This window comes from Rhodococcus sp. NPDC059234 (genome assembly GCF_042754225.1).
Lineage (GTDB): Bacteria > Actinomycetota > Actinomycetes > Mycobacteriales > Mycobacteriaceae > Rhodococcus_G.
Genome location: NZ_JBHZAH010000045.1, coordinates 1 through 22,116 on the forward strand (window position 1 = coordinate 1; position 22,116 = coordinate 22,116).

Here is a 22,116-nt window from a genome sequence, read left to right on the forward strand (position 1 = left end):
GGCAAGATCACTTGCCGGGCCGCTCTTTGTCTTGTGAGACCGCCTAGGACGGCGTCAGGGGCGCGAGCTGTCGCGTGTCGATCGACGACGGCACGGTCCTGACGGTCGTCGACGCGGCGGGCGCACTGGTCGTGGTCGGCGCCGGAGACTGAGGCTTGGACGGTTCGGTGGTCGTCGGGACCTCACTCGGCGTCGCGGGCAACGTCGGCGTGATCGGCGGGACCGACGGCGTGACCGGCAGGGTTCCCGGCGACTCGCTCGACGGGACGCTGGGCACGGTCGTCGACGGCAGTCCCGGGACAGTCACCCCGGGCACGATCGGCACGGCCGGCACCGAAGTCGACTCCCCCGGAGGGGTGGTCGTGGTGGTGGTCGTGGACGTGGTGGTCTTCGCGACGTCCGCCATCAGCCGGTCGTGCCAGGCGTTGAGCTCGTCACGCTTGTCCGAGTCGTTGACGTCGCCGGCCCGCTTGCTCGCGGACTGCAGGATCGTCATCGCGGCCTGGGTGTCGCCGGCCTTGATCAGCCGCTCGGCCTCCTGCAGGTTCGAGGTGGTGTCGATGCCGGCCACGGTGGAGTTCGCGCGCTCCGTGAACACGACCTCCTTGACCTTCCACAACGGGTCGCCGGGCTGGGCGTTGTAGGAGAACACGGTCACCCCCGCCATCACGACGGCGACAGCGGCGGCCGCGCCGGCGATCGGTCGCAACAGCCGCAACCGACCCTTCCTCACGGCCCCGGGAGCGAGTTCCTCGTTCACCGCCGCCACGACCTCGTCGAGGCTCGGCTCGTCGGGCAGTGCGGGCGTGACGATCTCGGCCCGCCAGCCTGCCAGCAGCATCGCGAGGCGGTACTCCTCCGGCGTCTCCGTCACGACCTGGCCGTCGCCGGCGATCGCGTCGATCAGCGCGTCGTCGCGCTGGACCGCCGCAAGGTCGAAGGGCGTCGAGTCCGTGTCCTCGTCCAGCTCCAGCGATGCCGGGGCGAGATCGGCATCGGACGTTGTGCGCCGCGTCCACTTGTCGTTTCCGCTGCGCTTGCTCCCCCTAGCCATACATCTCACCCGCTTTCGCTACTTCGTTCTTCAACTTGGCGAGCGCCCGGTGTTGGGCCACTCGTACTGCTCCGGCGGTGCTCCCCACAGCCACCGCCGTTTCCTCCGCGGACAGACCCACCACCAGCCGCAGGATGACAATTTCTCGATGCTTGTCGGAGAGCGTCGACAGCAGAGCATTCATCTGCCTGCTCGTCTCGGAATCGAGCGCGAGCTTCTCCGGGCCCTCGTCGGTCGAGACGACATCCGGCACCTCGGCCATCGACTCGGCCTTGTTTCTGCCCGCGTTGCGATGAGCGTCGGCGACCTTGTGCGCAGCGATGCCGTACACGAATGCCATGAACGGCCGACCCTGATCCCGGTACCGCGGCAGAGCGGTCATCACAGCCAGGCACACCTCCTGCGCCACGTCGTCCGCGGAGAGCTGTCCTCTCTCCGCGGCTCCGACCCGTGACCGGCAGTAACGCACGACCATGGGTCGGACACTCTCGAGAACCCGAGCCAAGGCAACTCGATCGCCCTGCGCTGCCGCAGCGACGGCTGAGTCCAACTCCTCGCTCGTACTAGTCATCGTCAGAGAATGTCCCGGCGTTACAGGGGCGCCAGTTCACGCGGCGCTTCCACCCGGCGGTGGAACGATTGAAGGATAGCTATACGGACTCACAGTTCCCTGAATCGCCCGCCCCACGCGGCGATCCGCCGTTCGCACCGCTCCCGGACCGCACTCGCCTCGTCGCTCGGCTGCACTCCGCCGAGCAGCATCGACGCCGCCCACTGCAGCGGCACCAGACCGTGCTCCTCACAGCTGTCGAGCACCCGACGGGCCGGACCGGCCGCGGCGGCCGGGTCCGGGCCCGCGCTCCGCGCCGCGGCCAGCAGCAGCGCGGACTTGACCTGATGGCGGACCGATTCCCCGCCGCCCGCGAGCTCGAGCGCGGCGGCGGCGTGCCGGCGCCCGGACTCGGCGTCCCCGGTCGCGAGCGACATCTCGGCATTGACCCAGTGCCACCGGATCCGCTGACGCCACAGCGCCGGGTCGGGGCTGTCGGCCACCGCCCCGCAGCGCTCGAGCAACCGGAATCCGAGCGGGAACCGCCCGCATCCGAGCGCATCCGCCGCGAGCCCGGTGAGCGCATCACAGCGGGCCGCCACACTCGCGGCATCGGCATCGGCATCGGATCCACCGATCAGGGCCAACGCGCGCCCGTCATGTCCCACGGCGAGGGCGTGCCAGCCGAGTTGCCGCAGCAGCGAGGCCTCCGTGCTGGCCGCGAGGGAGGCGAGCACGGGCCCGGGACCGCACCGCTGCATCTGCGCGAGGTCGGCGCGCGCCGCCGCGTAGCGCCCCTGCCCGCCGAGCGCGACCGCGCGGAGCCAGTGCCCGCGCGCGTCGGTGGCCGCCGGCAGGTCGAGGGCACCCGGGGTGTCGCCGAACGCGGCGCGCTCGAGCACGGAATGGGTCATCTCACGACCACCGGTACGCGAGGACGGTTCGAACTCGATCGGATACTCGCCCGCGGGCATTTCGGTCATGCACGGCGTAAGGGTAGGTCCCCGGCCGTGCGTCGCCGCGCCGCGGTCGGGTTCCGCCGGCACAGCGCTCCCGTAGTCGTTCAGTTCTGATTTGTCGAGAGTTTTCCTCGCATTAACATTCGAGGCCGCGTAATCGGTCAACCGATTAGCGGTGACCGACGTCTCCTTCTCCCCCATTGCGTTAATCGCATAACGTGCCGCCTCGGCCGCGCCGGCGCCGCCCGCAACGGCCCGGCACATGCATTCGAGGCGGGCGACGTCCGAAGCGGTGTACCTCCGGTGGCTCCCGCTGACGTGGCCCGTCGGCCCGATTCCATACCGGCGGTCCCAGGTACGCAACGTGGACGGCGCCACCCCCAGCCTCGCTGCCAGCGCAGATACCGAAATTCCCGGCTCCGGCCCCGCGGTCGCGGCCGAGGCGGCGCGCCGCGATCCGAACTCCTCCGGCGAATCCTCGACCTGGGGCATCGGCTCATCGTCACCCCGCGGGTCCAGCTTTTCAACACGGGGAAAGAATCACGAATGCGTGTCGATTACGTATCTATGTCGATGAACGTGGCGTTAATTCACTGTTTGCGGGGTATGTAAATCACCACTTGAACAACTATTGACTCGATTTCCCACACACCTCTAACGTGGCTAACGGAAATTGAGTACGCGCCTGGACGACCATCAGGTCGGGGCCCCGAGCCCCGCAAACGTCAGGAGATGACATGCCGCAGCCGAATCACCTCCCCGGACCGAACGCCGACATCTGGGATTGGCAAATGCACGGACTCTGCCGCGGAGTCGACTCCTCCATGTTCTTCCACCCCGACGGGGAACGCGGCCGCGCTCGCACGCAGCGAGAGATGCGCGCCAAGGAGATGTGCCATCGCTGCCCGGTGCTCGCCCAGTGCCGCAGCCACGCGCTGAGCGTGTCCGAGCCGTACGGAATCTGGGGCGGACTGTCCGAGTCCGAGCGCGAGTCACTGTCCCGCCGAGGACGGCAGCGCATCGCCTCGTAGTCGGTTCCGCGACACGCACACCTGTCAGGGGTGGCCCCACCGTCGCTCGTCGACCGCCGCAGCCGCGACCACCACCTGAACACGCAGGGCCCCGGACGGGATTCGTCCGGGGCCCTGCGTGTGTGCTACGGCGGTGCGCCTAGTGGCTGTGGCCGTGTCCGTGACCCTCGTCGACGGCCTCTACCGGCTTCTCGACCACTGCGCTCTCGGTGGTGAGCACCATGCGCGCGACGGAGGCGGCGTTGACGACCGCCGAGCGAGTCACCTTGACCGGGTCCACCACACCGTCGGCGAGCAGGTCACCGAAGGTGAGGGTCGCAGCGTTGAAGCCGTGTCCCTTGGGCGCGTCCGCGACCTTCGAGACCACGACGGCCCCGTCGAGGCCTGCGTTGCTGGCGATCCAGAACAGCGGCGCGTTGAGCGCGGCGCGCACGACCTCGACGCCGGTGGCCTCGTCGCCGGAGAGCGACGCGGCGACCTCGGTCAGCACCTGACCGGCCTGGACCAGTGCCGAGCCGCCGCCGGGCACGATGCCCTCCTCGACCGCGGCCTTGGCCGCGTTGACCGCGTCCTCGACACGGAACTTGCGCTCCTTGAGGTCGGTCTCGGTGGCCGCGCCGACCTTGATGACCGCGACGCCGCCGGAGAGCTTCGCCAGACGCTCCTCGAGCTTCTCTCGGTCCCAGTCGGAATCGGTGTTCTCGATCTCGCGGCGCAGCTGCGCGACGCGGGTGGCGATGTCGGCCTCGGTGCCGGCACCGTCGACGATGGTGGTCTCGTCCTTGGTGACGACGACGCGGCGGGCACTGCCGAGCAGCTCCAGCCCGGCCTCCTTGAGCGAGAGGCCCACGTCGGTGTTGATGACGGTGCCCGCGGTCACGACGGCCAGGTCGTCGAGGAATGCCTTGCGGCGATCACCGAAGAACGGCGCCTTCACCGCGACGGCCTTGATCGTCTTGCGGATGGAGTTGACCACCAGCGTGGAGAGGACCTCGCCCTCGACGTCCTCGGCGATGATGAGCACCGGCTTGCCGGACTCGGCGATCTTCTCGAGCAGCGGCAGGAAGTCCGGCAGCGAACCGATCTTGTCGCGGTAGAGCAGGATCTGCGCGTCCTCGAGCACCGCCTGCTGGGCGTCGATGTCGGTGACGAAGTACGGCGAGAGGTAGCCCTTGTCGAACTGCACGCCCTCGGTGACCACGAGCTCGGTCGCCAGGGTAGAGGACTCCTCGACGGTGACGACGCCGTCGACGCCGACCTTCGTCATGGCCTCGCCGACCAGCGCACCGATCTCCTCGTCGCGCGAGGAAACGGTCGCGACCTGTGCGATCGCGTCCTGGCCCTGGACGGGGGTGGCGCCGGCGATCAACGCCTCCGACACGGCGTCGGCGGCCTTGCCGATGCCGACGCCGAGCCCGATCGGGTTGGCGCCGGCGGCGACGTTCTTCAGGCCGCCGCGCACCAGCGCCTGCGCGAGCACGGTGGCGGTGGTGGTGCCGTCGCCTGCGACGTCGTTGGTCTTGGTGGCGACGCTCTTGACGAGCTGCGCGCCGAGGTTCTCGAAGGGGTCCTCGAGCTCGATCTCGCGCGCGATGCTCACGCCGTCGTTGGTCACGGTCGGGCCGCCGAACGCCTTGGCGAGCACGACGTGCCTGCCGCGGGGGCCGAGGGTGACCTTGACCGCGTCCGCGAGCTGGTCGACGCCGCGCTCGAGGGCCCGGCGGGCGGTCTCGTTGAATTCGATTTGCTTGGCCATGCTCAGTTACTCCTGGGAGGGTCCGAAGGTGCACCTGCGTCAGCTGGTCGCTCCGCAGGCTCCGCTCCTGAATGCGATCCGCCCCGGGTCACCAGTGGTGGGACGCCGGGGCGGATCGCAAGTGGCTTACTTGGAGATGACAGCCAGCACGTCACGCGCCGACAGGATCAGGTACTCCTGGCCGGCGTACTTGATCTCGGTTCCGCCGTACTTGCTGTAGATGACGGTGTCGCCTTCCTTGACGTCGACCGGGATGCGGTTGCCCTTGTCGGTCACGCGGCCTTCGCCAACGGCGACGACGGTGCCCTCCTGGGGCTTCTCCTTGGCCGTGTCGGGGATGACCAGGCCAGAGGCAGTCGTCGTCTCGGCCTCGTTGGCCTGGACGAGGATCTTGTCCTCGAGCGGCTTGATGTTCACGCTCGCCACGATGAGCCCTCCACTTTCAGGGGTTGTTCCGCCCCGGGCTGTTCCCTGGGCGGTTCTGTTCGGTTCAGTACGCTTGCGGCCCCTCGCCAAGCCCCGTCGTCGCGGGTGCCGGAGCTGGGTCAGCGCCAACTAGCACTCTATACATGCGAGTGCCAGCGCTCAAGAGCGGCGGGTGCCGGAACCGGCGCCGCCGACGTGCCCACCCGGCGCCGCACCCCGGCACCCCGGCGACAGAACGACGCGCGACATGAACCCCCTGTGAACTCCGAGTGGCGTGGCGGTGACCTACAGTCGTCGCCGTGGCGAACATGAACCGGCGATCGTTTCTCGGACTGGCAGGCCTCGGCGCGGCGGGCGTGGTGGGAGTCGGCGCCTTCGGGCGCGCCCCGTGGGGAACCTGGTACGCCGCCGCGGACGTGCTGCCGGAGTACCTGGCCGGGACGACCCTCGAGGCCGTCGCGACACCGATCGGGAGCTCCGGATACCGCACCCTGACCGCGGGCCCCGGCTGGCCCGTGATCGTGCGCGGCGAACTGGCCGAGGCCAAGTCGGGTCGCGAGGAACGCCGCGCGGCGCTGGCCTCGTTCGTCCAGATGACCGACATGCACGTGCTCGACGCCCAGTCGCCGATGCGATTCGAGTACCTGCACCCGTTCACGGGGTCGGCGTTCCGGCCCCACGAGACGCTGACCACCCACGGCCTGGCGTCGCTGGTGTCCCGCATCAACTCCCTCTCGGGCGGCCCGCACACCCGGCGCAGCTTCGACGCCGTCGTGACGACCGGCGACAACACCGACAACAAGGAGCACGCCGAGCTGGGCTGGCTGCTGGCCACCCTCAACGGCGGCACCTTCCGGCCGAACACCGGTGCCCTCGACCGCTACGAGGGTGTCCAGAACTCCGGGTCGGACCTGTACTGGAACCCCGAGTCGCCGATCCGCGACATGTACAAGAAGGCCGGCTTCCCCGAGATCCACGGGCTGCTCGGCGCGGCGCTCGCCCCCGTCACCAGCCCCGGCCTCCGCACCCCCTGGTACTGCGTCTTCGGCAACCACGACGACTCCGTCGAGGGCACCGTCCCGAGCGGCATCCCGCCCCTCGAGGCGATGTACACCGGGTCGATCAAGATCGAGGGACCGGACTCCGAACAGGCCCGCGCGATCGGCAGTGCCGCGAGCTCGGACCCGTCCGCGCTGCCCGCCCTGCTCGCCGCGGTCACCACCCCGCCGCGCATCGTCACCCCGGACGGCAACCGGGCCCCGTTCACCCCCCGGCAGTTCATCGCCGCGCACCTCGACCCCCGGAACACCGGCCCGGGCCCGGTCGGGCACGGCTTCGCCCCGGACGCCGGCGAGACCGGCATCGGCTACTACTCGTTCGAGATCGCGCCCGGCGTGGTCGGCATCAGCATGGACTCCACCAACCGCGCCGGCTTCGTCGACGGGTCGCTCGGCGAGGCCCAGTTCCGCTGGATCGAGCGCACTCTGGAGTCGGGCAGCAGCCGCTACTACGACACGGGCGGCCGCCCGATGACGCAGTCCCGCGACGACACCTACTTCCTGTTGTTCAGCCACCACACCAGCGACACGATGGACAACCTCGTGCCGGACCCGGAGAACCCGGCCGAACGCCGCCACTCCGGCGCCGAGCTGGTCGCGCTGCTGCACCGCTTCCCCAACGTGCTCGCCTGGGTCAACGGCCACACCCACGAGAACAAGATCACCGCACGGACCGGCCCCACGCCGGTCCAGGGCTTCTGGGAGATCAACACCGCCTCGCACATCGACTTCCCGCAGCACGCGCGAATCATCGAGGTCGCGGACAACCGCGACGGCACGGTCTCGGTGCTCACGACGCTGATCGAGTCGGACAGCCCGTACCAGGCCAGCCACGGCGACTTCTCGCAGTCCGGCCTGGCGTCGTTGTACCGGGAGTTGTCCTTCAACGACATTCATGCCGATCCGAAACTGATGGGTGCGTCCGGCGACCACAACACCGAGCTCCTGCTGCCCTCGCCGCGCGCCTGACCAGTGCCTATCCCGATTTCGATTTATTGCATCCGAAATGCAAGTAATATACGGTCGTCAACGTGCAGCTGACGCGATTCACTGACCTGGGGCTGCGCGTGATCATGCGCCTAGCTGTCTCCCCGGGAGGCGGCGGCCTGACGACGAGTCAGGTGGCGGATGCGATGGCGATTCCGTACACGCACACGACCAAGGTAGTGCTGCGGTTACGTGAACTCGGCATGGTCGAAGCCCGCCGCGGTCGGGGCGGCGGGCTTACGATCACCGACCGCGCGCGCGTCACCTCGATCGGATGGCTCGCGCGCGAACTCGAGGGCGACGGCGAGGTCGTGGTCTGCGAGGGCACGACCCCCTGCCCGCTGCGCAGCGCGTGTCGGCTGCGTGGGGCCCTGCGCCGGGCCCAGAATGCCTTCTACGAGTCCCTCGACGGCGTCACCGTCGAGGACCTGGTCTCGGCCCCCGACACCGTCTCGATGCTCGCACTCTCCGCGAGGCCGTCGGACTGAGCCTCGTCGCCCGCGTCCTAGCCGTCGGATTCGCGGCGCCGCTGACCCGCCTTCACCGCGGCGGTGATGATCCGCACGCCGACCGCGAGCAGTACCAGGTTCCCCACGATCTGCACCGACACGATCGCGCGCGCGGTCTCGCTGACCGCGGTGATGTCACCGAAGCCGACCGTGGAGAAGCACACCAGCGTGAAGTACAGCGAGTCCAGCTTCGTGAGCGGCTCGGTGAAGCTGGACGGGGTCGACGTCGAGGTCACCACGTAGATCGTCGCGAACGCGAGCAGGTACGCGGGCAGCGCCAGCGCCAACGCCTCGACGGCCTGCAGCCCCGGATACCGCGCGTGCACGATCTTCCAGACCTGCCACGCACACAGGGCCCCCACCAGCGCCAGCCCCACCAACAGCCCGCCCAGCGCGGAGGCCGACTGCAGGTTCCACATCGGCAGCAGGAAATACGCGAGCACCAGTAGCGACGCCGAGCAGGCCGGGCGCACCACCGCCCGACGCAGCAGCCTGTTCCGGTCCGCCTTCGGCAGGGCGGCGAAACCGTCAGCGGGCATCGCCGAGGTCCCGCGACTGGCTGACCGTCACGGACAGGCCCGGATCGGTGGCAACGGTCAGTGGCGACGGCAGCGCGCCCCCCGCGATGACGTGTGCACCCAGTGCCGCGATCATCACGCCATTGTCGGTGCACAGCCGCGGCTTCGGGATGCGAAGCGTCAAACCCGCGGCGGCGCAGCGTTCCTCGGCCATCTCCCGGATCCGCGAGTTCGCGGTTGCACCGCCGCCGAGGACGAGGGTGTCGACGCCTACGTCGGTGGCCGCCCGGACCGCCTTCATGGTGAGCACGTCGGCCACCGCCTCCTGGAAGCTGGCCGCGACATCCGGGATCGAGACCGGTTCGCCCGCCCGCTCTTTGGACTCCACGTACCTTGCGACAGCCGTCTTCAGTCCGGAGAACGAGAAGTCGTTGCGCGCGTCCCGTGGGCCGGTCATGCCGCGCGGGAAGGCGATCGCGGTACGGTCGCCGTCCTGGGCGGCCCGGTCGAGCGCCGGACCGCCGGGGAAACCGAGGCCGAGCAATCTGGCCACCTTGTCGAAGGCCTCCCCCGCCGCGTCGTCCACGGTGGTCCCGAGCTCGACGATCGGCTGCGCGAGGTCCTGCACGTGCAGCAGGTGCGTATGCCCTCCGGAGACCAGCAGCGCCACGCACGGCGGCATCGGCCCGTGCTCGAGGGTGTCCACCGCGACGTGTCCGCCGAGGTGGTTGAGGGCGTAGAAGGGCACGTCCCAGGCGGCCGCGTAGGCCTTGGCCGCGGCGGCCCCGACGAGCAGCGCACCGGCCAGACCGGGGCCGATGGTCACCGCAAGCGCGTCCGGCTTGGCGATGCCGGCCTGCGCGAGCGCCCTGCGCATGGTCGGGACGATCGCCTCGAGATGCGCGCGCGAGGCGACCTCCGGCACCACACCGCCGTAGCGGGCGTGCTGGTCGACGCTCGAGGCCACCTCGTCGGCGAGCAGTTCACAGGTCCCGTCCTCGCGCCACCGGACGATGCCGACGCCCGTTTCGTCGCAGGAGCTCTCGATGCCCATCACGATCATGCCGGCTGCTCCTTCGATGGCACTGTCATATCCCCCGTCGCGTCGCTCGCCCGCTGCTCCCGGCGCATGGTGTACGCGTCGGCGCCGCTCGGCTGGTAGTAGTTCCGGCGGGTGCCGAGAATCTCGAAGCCCTCACGCCGGTAGAGCGCGATGGCCGACTCGTTGTCGGTGCGCACCTCGAGAAAGACCGGACCGCCGTGGGTTCCTGCGACCCGCAGCAGCTCGTCGAGCAGCCGCGACCCGAGCCCGCGCCGCTGCTGCACCGGATCGACGCCGATCGTGTGTACCTCGGATTCGGGGTCGGATTCCCCGCCCAGCAACGCTATTCCCGCGTACCCGACGATCGTTCCGGCCTCGTCGCGGGCCACGAAGTAGTGATTGTGCGCGTGGGCGAGTTCCGAGCGGAAGGCGTCCGCGCTCCACGGCCCGTCCCCGGCGAAGAGGATCTCCTCCAGCTCCGCGCATCGTGCCGCGTCGGCCGCCGTCATCGCGACGATGGCGAAGCTCATCGGGTGCGGTTCGCAATCTCGACCGCATCGGGGCGCCGGAGATACAGCGGGACAAGCGGTTCCGGCTCCGCCCCGTCGATCAGCTCGTGCCGGGCCACCTGGACCAGTCCGGCGGGCGAGGGCGTCTCGACCGGCTCCACCGGCAGGTCGAACAGGTCCACGTGCGCGGCAGAGCCTGCCACCACGTTCGACGGCAGCGGGTTGACGTCGGCCGGCTTGTCCACCGCGGGTCCGGACACCCGGACACCGCCGGAGTAGCGCGCCCAGTACACCTCGCGTCTACGGGCGTCGGTGACCACCAACAGGTCTCGCCCCAGCGCGGCCTCGACGGCGATCGCGTCGAGGCTGCACACCCCGTACACGGGAATCCCGAGCGCATCGCCGAACGCCGCCGCGGTGGCCATCCCGACCCGCAGTCCCGTGAACGGTCCCGGGCCGCAACCGACGACGACCGCGTCCAGGTCGGGCGGCGTGTGCCCCACCTCCGCGAGGCATTCGAGGATGAGCGGCGTCAGCACCTCCGCGTGCGCACGGGCATTGACGGTGACCCGGCTGGACAGCGTCCGGGGTTCGTCGCCTGCGAGGCGGACGACTCCCGCGGTGACGGCCGGGGTGGCGGTATCGACGGCGAGTACGAGCACAATTGACCAGGTTACCCGCGGGCGGAGACCCAGCCCCACTGCGCGGTGCGGACGTCGGACTCGGGCTCGCGGCGCAGCCGCACCAGCAGGTGCCGGTCGGCCAGGTGCTCGACCACGCCCTCGCCCCATTCGACCACCACGACCGCACCCGCCAGATCGGTGTCGAGGTCGAGCGCGTCGAGTTCGTCGAACGTCCGGTCGCTGCCGGCCGCCCCGCCGCCGGCACCGATCCCCAGCCGGTACGCGTCCACGTGCACCATCGCGACCGGCGGGCCGCCGCCGGGGCGCTCCCCCGCCCGGTGTTCACGGGCGATGATGAAGGTCGGCGAGCTGACCCGGCCCTGCACGCCGAGACCGGCCGCGATCCCGCGGGCCAGCGCGGTCTTGCCGGCGCCGAGCGGCCCGTCGAGGACCACCAGGTCGCCCGCGTCCAGCTCCCGGGCGAGCCGCCTGCCGAACGCCTCGGTGTCTTCGGTGGCCGGCAGCTCGATCACCGCATGCAGCGACTCACCCACCGAAACCCACCCGATCCGCGTACTCGCCGTCTGCCACGGCCCGATTCACGAGCCGATCGATCGCGTCCGTGACCCGAATCGGGAATTCGAGCTGAACCAGGTGGCCCGCGGAGACCACCCGAACCAGCTCCGAGCGGGGCAGGGCCGCCGCCATCGCCTCCGACTGGGCGAACGGGATCACCATGTCCGCGTCCCCGCACAGCACCAGGGCCGGCAGGTCGGCGATCACCGGGAGCGCCTCCGACTCGTCGTGCAGCTCGAGCGACTTGAGGAAGTTCACGATGGTCGTGACCGACGTCTCGTTGAGCATGCCCTCCGAGAACCTCGTCAGCGACGGGCTCACGTCGGTGCCGTACGAGGCGGCGCGCAGGATCGGCGAGATGATCGCCCGGGCGGCGCCGCGGCCGAACTGGACCATGCCGGGTGCGGTGCGAACCGCGAGACGGAAGGCGTCGATCACCGGGTTCCGCAGGTTCCGGCTCAGCCCCGCCTTGTTCAGCCCCTCGGCCGCGGTGGCGACCAGGCCGACCCCGACCACCCGGGTGCCGAACTGCTCCGGCATCTGGCGGGCCATCGCCAGGATGCTCATGCCACCCATCGAATGTCCGACCAGCACCACCGGTCCGTCCGGTGCGACCGCTCGCACCACTGCGTCGAGATCCCGCCCGAGCTGGCCGATGGTGCAGCTCTCGGGGCTCGGGGTGCCGGACCTGCCGTGGCCGCGCTGGTCGTAGAAGACCATCCGCACCTCGCTGCCCCAGCGCCGCTCGAGCTGGCGGCGCTGGAAGTGCCAGGAGTCCATCCGCAGGCAGTAGCCGTGCACGAACACGACCGTCAGCGGCGCGTCGGCGGGTCCCACCTCGCGCACGGCCAGCGGGACGCCGTCGTCGGCGGTGACCAGGCTGCCCCGGTCCGCGTCCATCAACCCGAAGTCCTCGCGGGCGTGCCGGTCCCGACGGCCGCGACGCGTCGGCGCGGGACGATGCGCGACGCTGACACCGGCCAGCGCCCCGACCACGGTGGCGACGCCGGCGCCACCGATGAGCCCGGCCTTTCCGAACGGTTTCACCGCGCGACCCGCCCACCGCCGGTGTACGTGCGCACGACGCGTCCTCGCACCCCGGTCACCACCTCGTAGTGGATGGTGTCGAGGGCGTCGGCCCAGTCCTGCGCCACCGGTTCGCCGGAGTCACCGGCGCCGAAGAGGGTCGCGACATCGCCCTCGGTGACCGGGCCCGGATCGGCACCGAGATCGACGACCACCTGATCCATGCACACCCGGCCGATCTGCGGGTACCGCCGGGATCCGATCTGCACCTCGAATCGGCCGCCGATCGCGCGCGGGATGCCGTCGGCGTAGCCGACCGGCAGCAATGCGACGGTGGTGTCCCGTGGGGCGATCCAGGTGTGGCCGTACGACACTCCGCCGCCCGCAGCCACCTTCTTGACCAACGCCACGCGCGCGCGAAGCACCATCGCCGGCCGCAGACCGAACTGGCCGAGTTCGGGCACCGGGGACAGCCCGTACAGCGCGATACCCGGCCGCACCATGTCGAAGCGCAGGTCGGGGCGGGTCAGGGTGGCCGCCGAGTTCGACAGGTGTACACGCTCGGCGCGCAAGCCCCGGCGCGCCGCCTCGGCCACCGCATGTCGCAACGCCTCGACCTGGAGGTCGATGACGGGATGGTGCGGCTGGTCCGCGTGCGCGAGGTGGGAGAAGATGCCGCGGAACCGGATCGCCCCCTCGGCCTCCGCTCGGGCGAGACCGTCGAGCAGCGCGGCCAGCTCGGTCGGAGAGACGCCGTTGCGGTTGAGCCCGGTGTCCACCTTCATGGTGACCACTGCGGCGGCGCCGAGTTCGCGGGCCGCGGAGACCACCGAACCCAGGTGGCGCGGCGAGGAGACCGCGAGTTCGACGCCCGCGGCGATCGCTCGGGCGAAGTCTGCGTCCGGAGTGTGCAACCAGGACAGCACGGGTGCGTCGATGCCCGCGGCGCGCAGTTCGAGTGCCTCGTCGATCGTGGTGACGCCCAGTTCGGCGGCGCCCGCGGCCAGTGCGGCGCGAGCCACCTCGACGGCGCCGTGGTTGTAGGCGTCGGCCTTGACCACGGCCATCACCGCCGCATCGCCCGCGTGTTCACGCAGGAGTCGCACATTGTGCGCGACGGCATCGAGGTCGACGAGCGCCTCCGCCTGTGGTGCGGTCCGGGGTGCCGGGTCGCCGGTGGGGCGCGTGTTTCCGCCCGATCCTGGCGATACGGACAAGTCGGCACCCGCCCGGAGAGCGGATGCCGCATGGTCGAGCTGCGGAGCGGTAGTCATGGTGTCGTCGATCCTGCCATTTTCAGTTGCCTAGCCAAATGACATCCGTCACTTCGCGCGTCACGGTTTGAGCACCGGTTGCGCCCTCAGGATCCGAACGGCCTCCCTGACCTGGCCCAACAGCGGTCCGGCAGAGATCGGAGCGGCCGTGTCCGAACCACCGCCCGCCGCCAGCGCGGCTGCCAGCGCGTGTGCGCGGGCCCCCATTGCCGCCGCCGTGGACGGCGTGAGCCCGGTCGCCGTCAGCGCGCCGATCATGCCCGCCAGCACATCGCCCGCGCCCGCGGTGGCTGCCGCGGAACCGCCCGCCTCGTTGACCAGGACCTGGCCGTCCGGGTCGGCGACCACCGTGCACCTGCCCTTGAGCAGGACGCTCACGCCCCACTCGGCCGCGAGGCGCCGGGCCTGGCCGACCCGGTCCTCGGCGGGATCGCGCCCGGTCAGTCGCTCGAATTCGCCCGCGTGCGGGGTCAGCAGAGTCGGTGCCCGTCGGTCCGTCACCAGCGACGGGTCCGCGGCGAGCAGTGTCAGGCCGTCGGCGTCGACGAGCACCGGCAGGTCGGTCCCGAGCACGGACCGCAGCACCGCAGCGGCGTCCGCCCCGGTGCCGATGCCCGGCCCCACCACCCAGGCCTGCACTCGGCCGGCAGCCGCGAACCCGTCGACGGCGACCACCTCCGGCCACCACGAGAGCACCTGTGGCGCAGCAGTTCCCGCGTACCGCACCATCCCCGACGTGGCGGCCACCGCACCGCCCGCGCACAGCACGCCCGCGCCGGGGTAGTGCGCGCTGCCCGCGACCACCCCGACCACCCCCTGGGTGTACTTGTCGTCGCTCGCGGTCGGGACCGGCCAGGCCGCACCGACCTCGGGCGCCGTGAGCGCCCGAATCTCGGCCGCGCCCGCGCCGAGACCGATCTCGACGAGTTCGACGCGTCCGCAGTGCGGCGCGGCGAGCACGTGCACCGGCTTGAGGGCGCCGAAGGCGACGGTGACCTGTGCGGTCACCGCCGGACCGGAGACGGTGCCGGTGTCGGGGTCGACCCCGCTCGGCAGGTCGACGGCCACGATCGGCGCGCTGATCGACTCGACCAGCGCCGCGGCGGCTGGGCGCAGCGGTCCCCGACCCGAGATTCCGACGATGCCGTCGAGTACGAGATCGGGTTCCCCGAGGTCGGTTCCGACGCGTCCCCCCGCCGCCCGGAACGCCACGAGGCCGGCCGGATGTGCGCGGTCCGGTGCGAGCAGTACCGCGCGGACCGCGACGCCGCGGGCGCGCAGCATCGCGCCGGCCCACAGAGCGTCACCCCCGTTGTCCCCGGAGCCCACCAGCAGCGCGACGCTGCGGCCCGCCACACCTCCTGTGCGCGTACGCAACTCGTCGGCCGCCACCCGGGCCAGTCCGTACGCGGCCCGGCGCATCAGGGTGCCGCCGGGCAGCGCGGCGAGCAGAGGTGCCTCGTACCCGCGCACCTGGTCCGCGGTGAAGTAGTGACGCATCGATCGACCGTAACTCGCCGGGCCCGACCGTGCGGTCTGCAGAGGGGTTCCCCGAACGCCGGCGCCGGACTAGCCTGAAGGCATGCGTGCACGGTCGATGCGGGCATTCGGAGTGACGGTGGCCTCGGGGCTGCTGGTCGCATCAGTGCTCGTCGGACAGGCGGAGACCTACCAGTCGCCGAACATCGCGCTGGCCGCCAACAAGACCTGGACAGTGACGATCTCGAACATGATGTTCCACCCGTCGACGGTCCGCGTCCACATCGGCGACACCGTCACCTGGGCGTTCAACGACCAGGGGCTCGAGCACGAGGTGATCTCGCAGCCGAGCGCGCAGGAGACCTTCGACAGCGGGGTGCTGTCCTCGGGCACCTACAGCTACACCTTCGTCGAGAAGGGTACGAACTCCTACTACTGCGGCATCCACTCGAGCATGGCCGGCATGGTCATCGTCACGTGAGCTGACGGTTCTGCGTCGCGGTCGGCAACCCGTCGGGTCGCCGACCGCGCGGCGTCATTCGACGGTGACGGACTTCGCCAGGTTGCGCGGCTTGTCGACGTCGTAGCCGCGAGCCTTCGCCACCTCGGCCGCGAACACCTGCAGCGGCACCGTGGACAGCAACGGCTGCAGCAGAGTCGGGGCAGCCGGAATCTCGATCAGGTGATCGGCGTGCGGCCGCACCGTCTCGTCGCCCTCCTCGGCGATCACGATGGTCCGGGCGCCGCGAGCCTTGATCTCCTGGATGTTCGAGACCAGCTTCGAGTGCAGCACCGCCCGGCCCTTCGGCGACGGCATCACCACGATGACCGGCAGGCCCTCCTCGATCAGCGCGATCGGACCGTGCTTGAGCTCGCCTGCGGCGAAGCCCTCGGCATGCATGTACGCGAGTTCCTTGAGCTTGAGCGCGCCCTCGAGTGCCACCGGGTACCCGACGTGCCTGCCGAGGAACAGCACCGTCGACGAGTTCGCGAACTCGCGCGCCAGCGCCCGTACCGGCTCGACGTTCTCGAGCACCCGCGCAACCAGATCCGGCATCGCCTCGAGGTCCGCGTACTCACGGCCCACCTCGTCCGGGTACTTGGTGCCGCGGGCCTGCGCCAGCGCGAGGCCCACCAGGTAGTTCGCCGTCACCTGAGCCAGGAATGCCTTGGTCGAGGCGACCGCGATCTCCGGCCCCGCCCGGGTGTAGAGGACGGCGTCCGCCTCACGGGGGATCTGGGCGCCGTTGGTGTTGCAGATGGCCAGCACCCTGGCCTTCTGGTCCTTGGCGTGCTTGACGGCCTCGAGCGTGTCCGCCGTCTCGCCGGACTGCGAGATCGCCACCACCAGGGTTGAACGGTCCAGCACCGGGTCGCGGTAGCGGAACTCGCTGGCCAGCTCCACCTCGACGGGCAGCCGGGTCCAGTGCTCGATCGCGTACTTGGCCAGCAGCCCGGAGTGGTAGGCGCTGCCACAGGCGACGACGAACACCTTGTCGACGTCGCGAAGCTCCTGATCGGACAGACGCTGCTCGTCGAGGACGATCTTGCCGTCCGCGAAGTGACCGAGCAGCGTGTCCGCGACGGCGCCGGGCTGCTCCTCGATCTCCTTGAGCATGAAGTAGTCGTGACCGCCCTTCTCGGCGGCCTTGAGGTCCCAGTCGATGCGGAACGGACGGCCCTGTGCCTCGTTGCCCGCGAAATCCGTGATCGAGTAGCCGCCGGCCGTGATGACCACGACCTGGTCCTGCCCCAGTTCGATGGCGTCGCGGGTGTGCTCGATGAACGCCGCGACGTCCGAGCCGAGGAACATCTCGCCTTCGCCGACGCCGACGACCAGCGGGGTGGAGCGGCGTGCGGCGACGAGGGTGTCGGGGTGGTCGGCGTGCGCGAACACGAGAGTGAACGCGCCCTCGAGCCTGCGCACCACGGCCTGCGCGCTGGCGACGAAGTCACCGGCGGTCTCCCCTGCCACGTAGGCGCGGGACACGAGGTGGACGGCCACCTCGGAGTCGGTGTCACTGAGGAGCTCGACGCCCGCCGCCTCGAGTTCGGCGCGCAGCGGGGCGAAGTTCTCGATGATGCCGTTGTGCACCACCGCGACCTTGCCGGTCGCGTCGACGTGCGGGTGCGCGTTGCGGTCGGTGGGGCGACCGTGAGTGGCCCAGCGGGTGTGTCCGATACCGGTGTTGCCCACGAACCGATCGGCGCCGACCTCGGCGAGCTCGGCCTCGAGATTCGCCAGCTTGCCCGCCTTGCGCTCGACGGACAGTCCGCCGTTACCGTCGAGAACGGCGATGCCGGCGGAGTCGTAACCGCGATACTCCATCCGGCGCAATGCCTCGACGCCGACGTCCAACGCCCCGCGGTGGCCGACGTATCCCACGATTCCGCACATGCTTAGAAAGGGTACTGGGAACGTCGCCGCCTGCCGACCACGAGGGGCTCCGGCCGACCCGCGCTAGTCCGGGTCGACGTCGGACAGGAATTCGGCAAACGCGGGCCACAGGGTGTCTCGGGCCGCGCGACCGGTGAGCACGCCGAGATGGCCGCCGGGGAAAACCCCGTAGCGAACGTCCGGCGACCCGGTCAGCAGGTCTGTGAGATGGAGCACAGCGCGCTTCGGGGCGAGCCCGTCACCGTTGCCCGCGACGACCAGGACCGGCACGTCGATGGCGTCGAGGTCCACCCGCCTGCCGCCGATCTGCATGTGGCCCGTCGCGAACTCGTTGGAGCGCATGATCACGTGGTAGAGCTGCCCGAAGGTCCGGCCCGGGTAGGCGTACATGCTGCTCATGAACCGGTCCACGGCCTCGATCTGCTCGAGGTGGTCCCGATCGTCGAGGTTCGCGAGCACCGTCCACGGCCGGGTCAGGTACTTGTCGACGCTGGCGGCCTTGAACCCGAGGCTGGTCAGCGGCGCCGGAACGGTGCCGAACAACTTGTAGAACGGGGCGACGGTGTACGGGCCGAACAGGCGGTCCAGCGGTCGGAGAGTGGCGAACAACGGCACCTGGCGCAGGTCGAACGGGCTCGCGATCGGCGTCACCGAGCGCAGCGGCAGCTCGGGGTGTGCGGCTGCGGCGTAGACCGCGAAGATCCCGCCGAGGGACCACCCGGCCAGGTGCACCTGCTGTCCGTCCGCGTCCTCGCTGACGACCCGGACGGCGTCCGGGACGACGTCGTCGACCCAGTGCTCGAATCCGCGCGCGCGGTCCGCGAAGTTCACCGGGCCGTAGTCGACGACGTACACGTCGCGGCCGGTCTCCTTCAGGTACTCGACGACGCTGCACCCGCGACGCAGGTCGAAGGCGACCGAGGTCGCGGCCAACGGGGTGACCAGCAACACCGGGGCACCGGTGGCCGCCCGCTCGGTGGAACGAAACCGGCGGACGGTGCGGTCGGCGTTGGTGTCGACGATCTCGGACTCGGTCGGGCGCAGATCTGCCAGCCCGTTCGACTCGATTCGCGCTCGCACGTTCGCCACTGCTCGGGGAAGGTCGCGCGGAACCGGTACCGGAATGCCAAACACTGCGTGAGTTCTCCTAGCTCGCTGCCCTGCCCGGTCCCGCCGATCGGCTACGGTCATCTCCGTGGCGCCGACTTCGAAGACCCTGGCCTCCCAACTATCTAAGCGCGGCCCCCACCAGGTGCTGCGCGGCGACCTCGCGTTGGCCGGCCTGCCCGGTGTCGTGTACACCCCCGCCGAAGGCTTCTCGATGCCCGCCGTAGTGTTCGGCCACGGCTGGCTCACCGGCGTGGACCGGTACCGGGACACCCTCGTCCATCTCGCGTCCTGGGGTCTGGTTGTCGCGGCGCCGGACACCCAGCGCTCGCCCGTCGCATCGCATCTCGGTCTCGCGGCCGACCTGCGCAGCGCGGCCGAGATCTGCACGGGCGTGCGGCTCGGCCCCGGCAAGATCAGCGTCGACCGCGAACGGATCGCCTTCGCGGGGCACGCGATGGGCGCGGGTGCCGCCGTCATCGCCGCGGCCGGGCACGGCGCCCCGACCGCGGTCGCCGCGCTCTTCCCCGCCCCGACATCGCCGCCCGCCGAGAAGTTCGCGTCGAAGATCCTCGGCCCGGGCCTCGTCGTCGCCGGCGCGGACGACATCGACTCGATGAACTGCAACGCGCAGTCACTGGCGAAAGCGTGGGGCGGCCAGGCGATCCTGCGCAGTCTGCCCGGCGCGTCCGGCGGTGGGCTCGCGGAGGGGCGGCGACTGTTCGGCGCCCTTGGCCTCGGCAGGTCCGAGCGGAAGACCCAGCGCACCACTCGCGCCCTGCTGACCGGCTACCTGCTCTATCACCTGTCGGGCGAGACGAAGTACGAGCAGTTCGCGCTGCCCGGCGCCGAGCTGCCCGGTTCGCACGTGATCGACCCGGACGCTCACTCCAACCAGCTCGCCACCGGATAGTCGGCGGGGTCGCCGTACGCCGCAGGTTCCCGATCCGGGTGGGCCGCGCGCCTGCTTCCCGCCGCCGACGGTGCCGCCGAGCGCAACTCGCGCGAACGCGCGTCCGCCTCCCGATGGGCACTCTCGATCCGGTCCCGGATGCGGGCGAGCGCGACGGCATGCGCGGCGCGCAGTTCGTCGAAGACCGCGCTCACAGCGGACCCGCCTCGGCCAGTTCCGCGCCCGAGTCCGGCGGGCGCACGCCCGTCGCGAGCTCACCGACGAACGCCAGCTGCTGGGTACGGTCGGCGGTGGGCGGGAGCGGTGCGGGGTCCTCGGGCGGGTCCTCGGGCGCCGACGGTGACGACTCCGCGGGCTCGGGCGCCGGGGCCACTGCACCCATACCACCTCGGTGATCGTCTGTCGCGCATGAACATTCGGCCCGAGACGGTGGCCCGGTCAGATCCGGCGCCTGCGAGTGCGGCTCGGGATCCACGCGGCCGATCGCGTCGTCGACCGCCGCGCGAGCCGCCTCCACCGTGTGCGCGGTCGCCTCGATCAGGTCCAGCAGGTTCTGCGTCTGCGCCCGCACGTACGGAACGAGCACCTCCCCAAGCCACTGCGCGCACTCCTCGGCGGCGATGCCGACGAGCGGGGCGAACGCCTGCATCGGATCCGGCGCCTGAGCCCCGGCGCCGCGCGTCGCCGACGGCATCGAGTCCACCTCGGCCGGGGTACACCCGCCGACGCGCTCGGCATCGATCGCGGCGGCGGCCTCGTCACGGTCGGCGACCGCCGCACGGATCACCCCGGCCGCCTCGGCCATCGCGGCGTGCACCTCGTCCATCGCCACGCTGTCCGCCGCTGCCCGCTCCAGTCGGCCGCGCAGGACGGCGGCCGCCCGTTCGGCGGCATCCCCGTCCCAGGCCGCGGTGAGCTCCGCGGCCAGCCGCTCCTGCACCCGGACCTGCGCATGCATGATGGACGCCGCCGCCGCCACGACGTCCGCGCCGGCCTCCAGCGCGGCCGCCACCCGCCATCCGTCACCCTCGGGCCGGGCGGTGTTCGCCCCGATCGGCGCGACGGCGGCCGCACGCGCCGTGAACTCCGCGAGGTGACACAGCTCGGGCATGCCTGTCACCGGTTCGTTCCGTCCAGCATCCCCGCGAACTCGCCGTCGCCGCTGCGGTACGACGCCACCGCGGCCCGCAGACGCTCCGCGTCCGCGAGCGTCGCCAGCGACCACGCCCGGACGCTGTCCGCGAGCCGATCCAGTCCCCGACCGCGCAGCGCCTCGGCGGCCGAATCCAGCGCGTACGCGGACTCGACGAGCCGCTGGGCGACGGCCTGTACCGCGGGCCCGTCCAGCCCGACCTGTCCGCTCATGACGCTCCTCCCGGTTCACGGATTCAGACGCAGCGGACCCGGTACCGGTTCCACACCCCGGGGCGGGGACTTTTCCCACTCGCCGGGATTGCGGACCCACACCCATGCCCATACCCGGTGGAATCGGCGTCATGCTGCACAACTCAGCTCTGTCTCCCGGCGCCCTGCTCACGGGCCGGCGGGCCCTCGTCACCGGCGGCGCCGCCGGAATCGGGGCCGCCATCGCGAGCGCGTTCGCCGCCCACGGCGCCGACGTGCTGGTCGCGGACGTCGAGCCGGCCGCCGCACCCGAGTTCGACCCGGCGGCCGGCGGCACGATCCGGACCGTCGAGTGCGACGTGCGTACCGACCCGGTCCCGGCGGTTCTGCTCGAACACCGGCCCGACGTCCTGGTCAACAACGTCGGCCACTACCTACGTCCGCCGCGGGCTTTCGCCGAGAACGACCCCGCGCTGTGGGGCGAGCTGCACGAGGTCAATCTCGGCCACGCGCTGCGGCTGACCCACGCGGCGCTGCCCGGCCTCACCGAGCGCGGCCGCGGCGGCTCGATCATCAACCTCACCACCGTCGAGGCGCACCGCGCCATCCCCGGCCACACCGCCTACTCGGCGTACAAGGCCGCGTTGATGCAGTTCACCCGCTCGCTCGCCGCGGAGGTCGGGCCGTCGGGGATCCGGGTCAACGCCATCGCCCCGGACCTCATCGAAACGCCCCAGGTTCCCTACGCCGACATCGTGCCCGAGCAGGATCTGCCGCTGTGGCCGACCTGGTCGCCCCTCGGCGGACCCGGCCGGCCCGAGGACGTCGCCGGCGCCGCCCTGTTCCTGGCCTCCGACCTGTCCCGCTTCGTCACCGGCGGCACCATCCACGTGGACGGCGGCACCCACTGCTCCGGCGGCTGGGTGCCCCGCGCCTCCGGCGGCTGGACCAACCGCCCCCGAAACCCCTGAAACCCC

24 protein-coding genes and 1 pseudogene are annotated in these 22,116 nt (G+C 71.0%); 6 read left to right on the plus strand and 19 right to left on the minus strand.

From position 1 onward, the window contains the following. Positions 1-43: 43 nt before the first annotated feature. The 4 genes and pseudogenes from ACFXGJ_RS11935 to ACFXGJ_RS11950 all read right to left on the minus strand — a co-directional run. Positions 44-1,054: an anti-sigma-D factor RsdA gene (locus tag ACFXGJ_RS11935; RefSeq protein WP_378619493.1), complete on the minus strand. Its 1,011-nt coding sequence runs from the start codon at positions 1,052-1,054 to the stop codon at positions 44-46. Further along, a complete protein-coding gene (locus ACFXGJ_RS11940) occupies positions 1,047-1,625 on the minus strand; it encodes a sigma-70 family RNA polymerase sigma factor (RefSeq protein ID WP_378619496.1) in 579 nt (192 codons plus the stop codon). The genes ACFXGJ_RS11935 and ACFXGJ_RS11940 overlap by 8 nt, the downstream gene beginning before the upstream one ends. Positions 1,626-1,714: 89 nt before the next feature. Then, positions 1,715-2,578 carry a hypothetical protein gene (locus ACFXGJ_RS11945; protein ID WP_378619580.1) on the minus strand — a complete coding sequence of 288 codons (864 nt, stop codon included), beginning with the start codon at positions 2,576-2,578 and terminating at the stop codon, positions 1,715-1,717. Positions 2,579-2,794: 216 nt separating this feature from the next. Then, positions 2,795-3,055 (minus strand): annotated as a pseudogene (locus ACFXGJ_RS11950) (MerR family transcriptional regulator); the annotation flags it as partial. Between the two features lie 245 nt (positions 3,056-3,300). Between ACFXGJ_RS11950 and ACFXGJ_RS11955 the strand changes: the two are divergent. Next, a complete protein-coding gene (locus tag ACFXGJ_RS11955; RefSeq protein WP_378619499.1) occupies positions 3,301-3,594 on the plus strand; it encodes a WhiB family transcriptional regulator in 294 nt (97 codons plus the stop codon). A 139-nt stretch (positions 3,595-3,733) separates the two neighbouring features. On the opposite strand, the gene groL is transcribed toward ACFXGJ_RS11955, so the two are convergent. Together groL and groES are read right to left on the minus strand one after the other, a co-directional pair. Then, a complete protein-coding gene (gene groL / locus ACFXGJ_RS11960; RefSeq protein WP_378619502.1) occupies positions 3,734-5,350 on the minus strand; it encodes a chaperonin GroEL in 1,617 nt (538 codons plus the stop codon). Positions 5,351-5,476: 126 nt separating this feature from the next. Then, complete coding sequence (groES, locus tag ACFXGJ_RS11965) at positions 5,477-5,776, minus strand: co-chaperone GroES (RefSeq protein ID WP_027501788.1); 300 nt, start codon at positions 5,774-5,776, stop codon at positions 5,477-5,479. 299 nt (positions 5,777-6,075) lie between these two features. Here groES and ACFXGJ_RS11970 point away from each other — a divergent pair, with 299 nt between their 5' ends. Beyond that, complete coding sequence (locus ACFXGJ_RS11970; protein ID WP_378619505.1) at positions 6,076-7,803, plus strand: TIGR03767 family metallophosphoesterase; 1,728 nt, start codon at positions 6,076-6,078, stop codon at positions 7,801-7,803. Between the two features lie 62 nt (positions 7,804-7,865). Further along, positions 7,866-8,309, plus strand: a complete 444-nt coding sequence (locus tag ACFXGJ_RS11975) for an RrF2 family transcriptional regulator (protein ID WP_378619508.1) — start codon at positions 7,866-7,868, stop codon at positions 8,307-8,309. A gap of 17 nt (positions 8,310-8,326) precedes the next feature. On the opposite strand, the gene ACFXGJ_RS11980 is transcribed toward ACFXGJ_RS11975, so the two are convergent. The 8 genes from ACFXGJ_RS11980 to ACFXGJ_RS12015 are packed head-to-tail and all read right to left on the minus strand — an operon-like array spanning position 8,327 to position 15,398. After that, on the minus strand, positions 8,327-8,869 hold the full coding sequence (locus tag ACFXGJ_RS11980) for a potassium channel family protein (protein ID WP_378619510.1): 543 nt from the start codon (positions 8,867-8,869) through the stop codon (positions 8,327-8,329). Next, positions 8,859-9,911, minus strand: coding sequence for a tRNA (adenosine(37)-N6)-threonylcarbamoyltransferase complex transferase subunit TsaD (gene tsaD, locus ACFXGJ_RS11985; protein ID WP_378619513.1), 1,053 nt, complete (start codon positions 9,909-9,911; stop codon positions 8,859-8,861). The genes ACFXGJ_RS11980 and tsaD overlap by 11 nt, the downstream gene beginning before the upstream one ends. Beyond that, entirely contained in the window at positions 9,908-10,420 is a 513-nt protein-coding gene (gene rimI / locus ACFXGJ_RS11990; RefSeq protein WP_378619516.1) for a ribosomal protein S18-alanine N-acetyltransferase, read from the minus strand. The genes tsaD and rimI overlap by 4 nt, the downstream gene beginning before the upstream one ends. Beyond that, positions 10,417-11,061: a tRNA (adenosine(37)-N6)-threonylcarbamoyltransferase complex dimerization subunit type 1 TsaB gene (gene tsaB / locus ACFXGJ_RS11995; protein WP_378619518.1), complete on the minus strand. Its 645-nt coding sequence runs from the start codon at positions 11,059-11,061 to the stop codon at positions 10,417-10,419. Before tsaB ends, rimI begins: the two co-directional genes overlap by 4 nt. 11 nt (positions 11,062-11,072) lie before the next feature. Next, positions 11,073-11,576 carry a tRNA (adenosine(37)-N6)-threonylcarbamoyltransferase complex ATPase subunit type 1 TsaE gene (gene tsaE / locus ACFXGJ_RS12000; protein ID WP_378619520.1) on the minus strand — a complete coding sequence of 168 codons (504 nt, stop codon included), beginning with the start codon at positions 11,574-11,576 and terminating at the stop codon, positions 11,073-11,075. Continuing rightward, the gene (locus ACFXGJ_RS12005; protein WP_378619522.1) at positions 11,569-12,645 is read right to left on the minus strand and encodes an alpha/beta fold hydrolase; all 1,077 of its coding nucleotides are present in this window, start codon (positions 12,643-12,645) and stop codon (positions 11,569-11,571) included. Before ACFXGJ_RS12005 ends, tsaE begins: the two co-directional genes overlap by 8 nt. Further along, positions 12,642-13,898: an alanine racemase gene (gene alr, locus ACFXGJ_RS12010; RefSeq protein WP_378619523.1), complete on the minus strand. Its 1,257-nt coding sequence runs from the start codon at positions 13,896-13,898 to the stop codon at positions 12,642-12,644. Before alr ends, ACFXGJ_RS12005 begins: the two co-directional genes overlap by 4 nt. 60 nt (positions 13,899-13,958) lie before the next feature. Then, positions 13,959-15,398 (minus strand): NAD(P)H-hydrate dehydratase, encoded by a 1,440-nt coding sequence (locus ACFXGJ_RS12015; protein ID WP_378619524.1) that lies wholly within the window; start codon positions 15,396-15,398, stop codon positions 13,959-13,961. 82 nt (positions 15,399-15,480) lie between these two features. Here ACFXGJ_RS12015 and ACFXGJ_RS12020 point away from each other — a divergent pair, with 82 nt between their 5' ends. After that, positions 15,481-15,858, plus strand: coding sequence for a plastocyanin/azurin family copper-binding protein (locus ACFXGJ_RS12020; protein ID WP_378619525.1), 378 nt, complete (start codon positions 15,481-15,483; stop codon positions 15,856-15,858). Between the two features lie 54 nt (positions 15,859-15,912). On the opposite strand, the gene glmS is transcribed toward ACFXGJ_RS12020, so the two are convergent. Together glmS and ACFXGJ_RS12030 are read right to left on the minus strand one after the other, a co-directional pair. Then, positions 15,913-17,775, minus strand: a complete 1,863-nt coding sequence (gene glmS, locus ACFXGJ_RS12025) for a glutamine--fructose-6-phosphate transaminase (isomerizing) (RefSeq protein WP_378619528.1) — start codon at positions 17,773-17,775, stop codon at positions 15,913-15,915. 63 nt (positions 17,776-17,838) lie between these two features. Further along, positions 17,839-18,855, minus strand: a complete 1,017-nt coding sequence (locus tag ACFXGJ_RS12030) for an alpha/beta fold hydrolase (protein WP_378619531.1) — start codon at positions 18,853-18,855, stop codon at positions 17,839-17,841. A 115-nt stretch (positions 18,856-18,970) separates the two neighbouring features. Here ACFXGJ_RS12030 and ACFXGJ_RS12035 point away from each other — a divergent pair, with 115 nt between their 5' ends. Beyond that, the gene (locus ACFXGJ_RS12035) at positions 18,971-19,795 is read left to right on the plus strand and encodes a hypothetical protein (RefSeq protein WP_378619534.1); all 825 of its coding nucleotides are present in this window, start codon (positions 18,971-18,973) and stop codon (positions 19,793-19,795) included. On the opposite strand, the gene ACFXGJ_RS12040 is transcribed toward ACFXGJ_RS12035, so the two are convergent. From ACFXGJ_RS12040 to ACFXGJ_RS12050, 3 genes are read right to left on the minus strand one after another with little or no spacing between them, the layout of a single operon-like run. Further along, a complete protein-coding gene (locus tag ACFXGJ_RS12040; protein WP_378619536.1) occupies positions 19,768-19,989 on the minus strand; it encodes a hypothetical protein in 222 nt (73 codons plus the stop codon). The genes ACFXGJ_RS12035 and ACFXGJ_RS12040 overlap by 28 nt on opposite strands. Continuing rightward, complete coding sequence (locus ACFXGJ_RS12045; protein WP_378619539.1) at positions 19,986-20,906, minus strand: hypothetical protein; 921 nt, start codon at positions 20,904-20,906, stop codon at positions 19,986-19,988. Before ACFXGJ_RS12045 ends, ACFXGJ_RS12040 begins: the two co-directional genes overlap by 4 nt. 5 nt (positions 20,907-20,911) lie before the next feature. After that, positions 20,912-21,160, minus strand: coding sequence for a hypothetical protein (locus tag ACFXGJ_RS12050; protein ID WP_378619541.1), 249 nt, complete (start codon positions 21,158-21,160; stop codon positions 20,912-20,914). A 131-nt stretch (positions 21,161-21,291) separates the two neighbouring features. On the opposite strand from ACFXGJ_RS12050, the gene ACFXGJ_RS12055 reads away from it, so the two are divergent. Beyond that, positions 21,292-22,110: an SDR family NAD(P)-dependent oxidoreductase gene (locus tag ACFXGJ_RS12055; protein WP_378619544.1), complete on the plus strand. Its 819-nt coding sequence runs from the start codon at positions 21,292-21,294 to the stop codon at positions 22,108-22,110. Positions 22,111-22,116: the final 6 nt, after the last annotated feature.

Excerpts from the sequence above, each read along its gene's own strand:
- ACFXGJ_RS11935 (WP_378619493.1), bottom strand. The coding sequence starts at position 1,054 with ATGGCTAGGGGGAGCAAGCGCAGCGGAAACGACAAGTGGACGCGGCGC.
- ACFXGJ_RS11940 (WP_378619496.1), bottom strand. The coding sequence starts at position 1,625 with ATGACTAGTACGAGCGAGGAGTTGGACTCAGCCGTCGCTGCGGCAGCG.
- ACFXGJ_RS11945 (WP_378619580.1), bottom strand. The coding sequence starts at position 2,578 with ATGCCCGCGGGCGAGTATCCGATCGAGTTCGAACCGTCCTCGCGTACC.
- ACFXGJ_RS11955 (WP_378619499.1), top strand. The coding sequence starts at position 3,301 with ATGCCGCAGCCGAATCACCTCCCCGGACCGAACGCCGACATCTGGGAT.
- groL (WP_378619502.1), bottom strand. The coding sequence starts at position 5,350 with ATGGCCAAGCAAATCGAATTCAACGAGACCGCCCGCCGGGCCCTCGAG.
- ACFXGJ_RS11980 (WP_378619510.1), bottom strand. The coding sequence starts at position 8,869 with ATGCCCGCTGACGGTTTCGCCGCCCTGCCGAAGGCGGACCGGAACAGG.
- tsaD (WP_378619513.1), bottom strand. The coding sequence starts at position 9,911 with ATGATCGTGATGGGCATCGAGAGCTCCTGCGACGAAACGGGCGTCGGC.
- rimI (WP_378619516.1), bottom strand. The coding sequence starts at position 10,420 with ATGAGCTTCGCCATCGTCGCGATGACGGCGGCCGACGCGGCACGATGC.
- alr (WP_378619523.1), bottom strand. The coding sequence starts at position 13,898 with ATGACTACCGCTCCGCAGCTCGACCATGCGGCATCCGCTCTCCGGGCG.
- ACFXGJ_RS12015 (WP_378619524.1), bottom strand. The coding sequence starts at position 15,398 with ATGCGTCACTACTTCACCGCGGACCAGGTGCGCGGGTACGAGGCACCT.
- ACFXGJ_RS12020 (WP_378619525.1), top strand. The coding sequence starts at position 15,481 with ATGCGTGCACGGTCGATGCGGGCATTCGGAGTGACGGTGGCCTCGGGG.
- glmS (WP_378619528.1), bottom strand. The coding sequence starts at position 17,775 with ATGTGCGGAATCGTGGGATACGTCGGCCACCGCGGGGCGTTGGACGTC.
- ACFXGJ_RS12045 (WP_378619539.1), bottom strand. The coding sequence starts at position 20,906 with ATGCCCGAGCTGTGTCACCTCGCGGAGTTCACGGCGCGTGCGGCCGCC.
- ACFXGJ_RS12050 (WP_378619541.1), bottom strand. The coding sequence starts at position 21,160 with ATGAGCGGACAGGTCGGGCTGGACGGGCCCGCGGTACAGGCCGTCGCC.
- ACFXGJ_RS12055 (WP_378619544.1), top strand. The coding sequence starts at position 21,292 with ATGCTGCACAACTCAGCTCTGTCTCCCGGCGCCCTGCTCACGGGCCGG.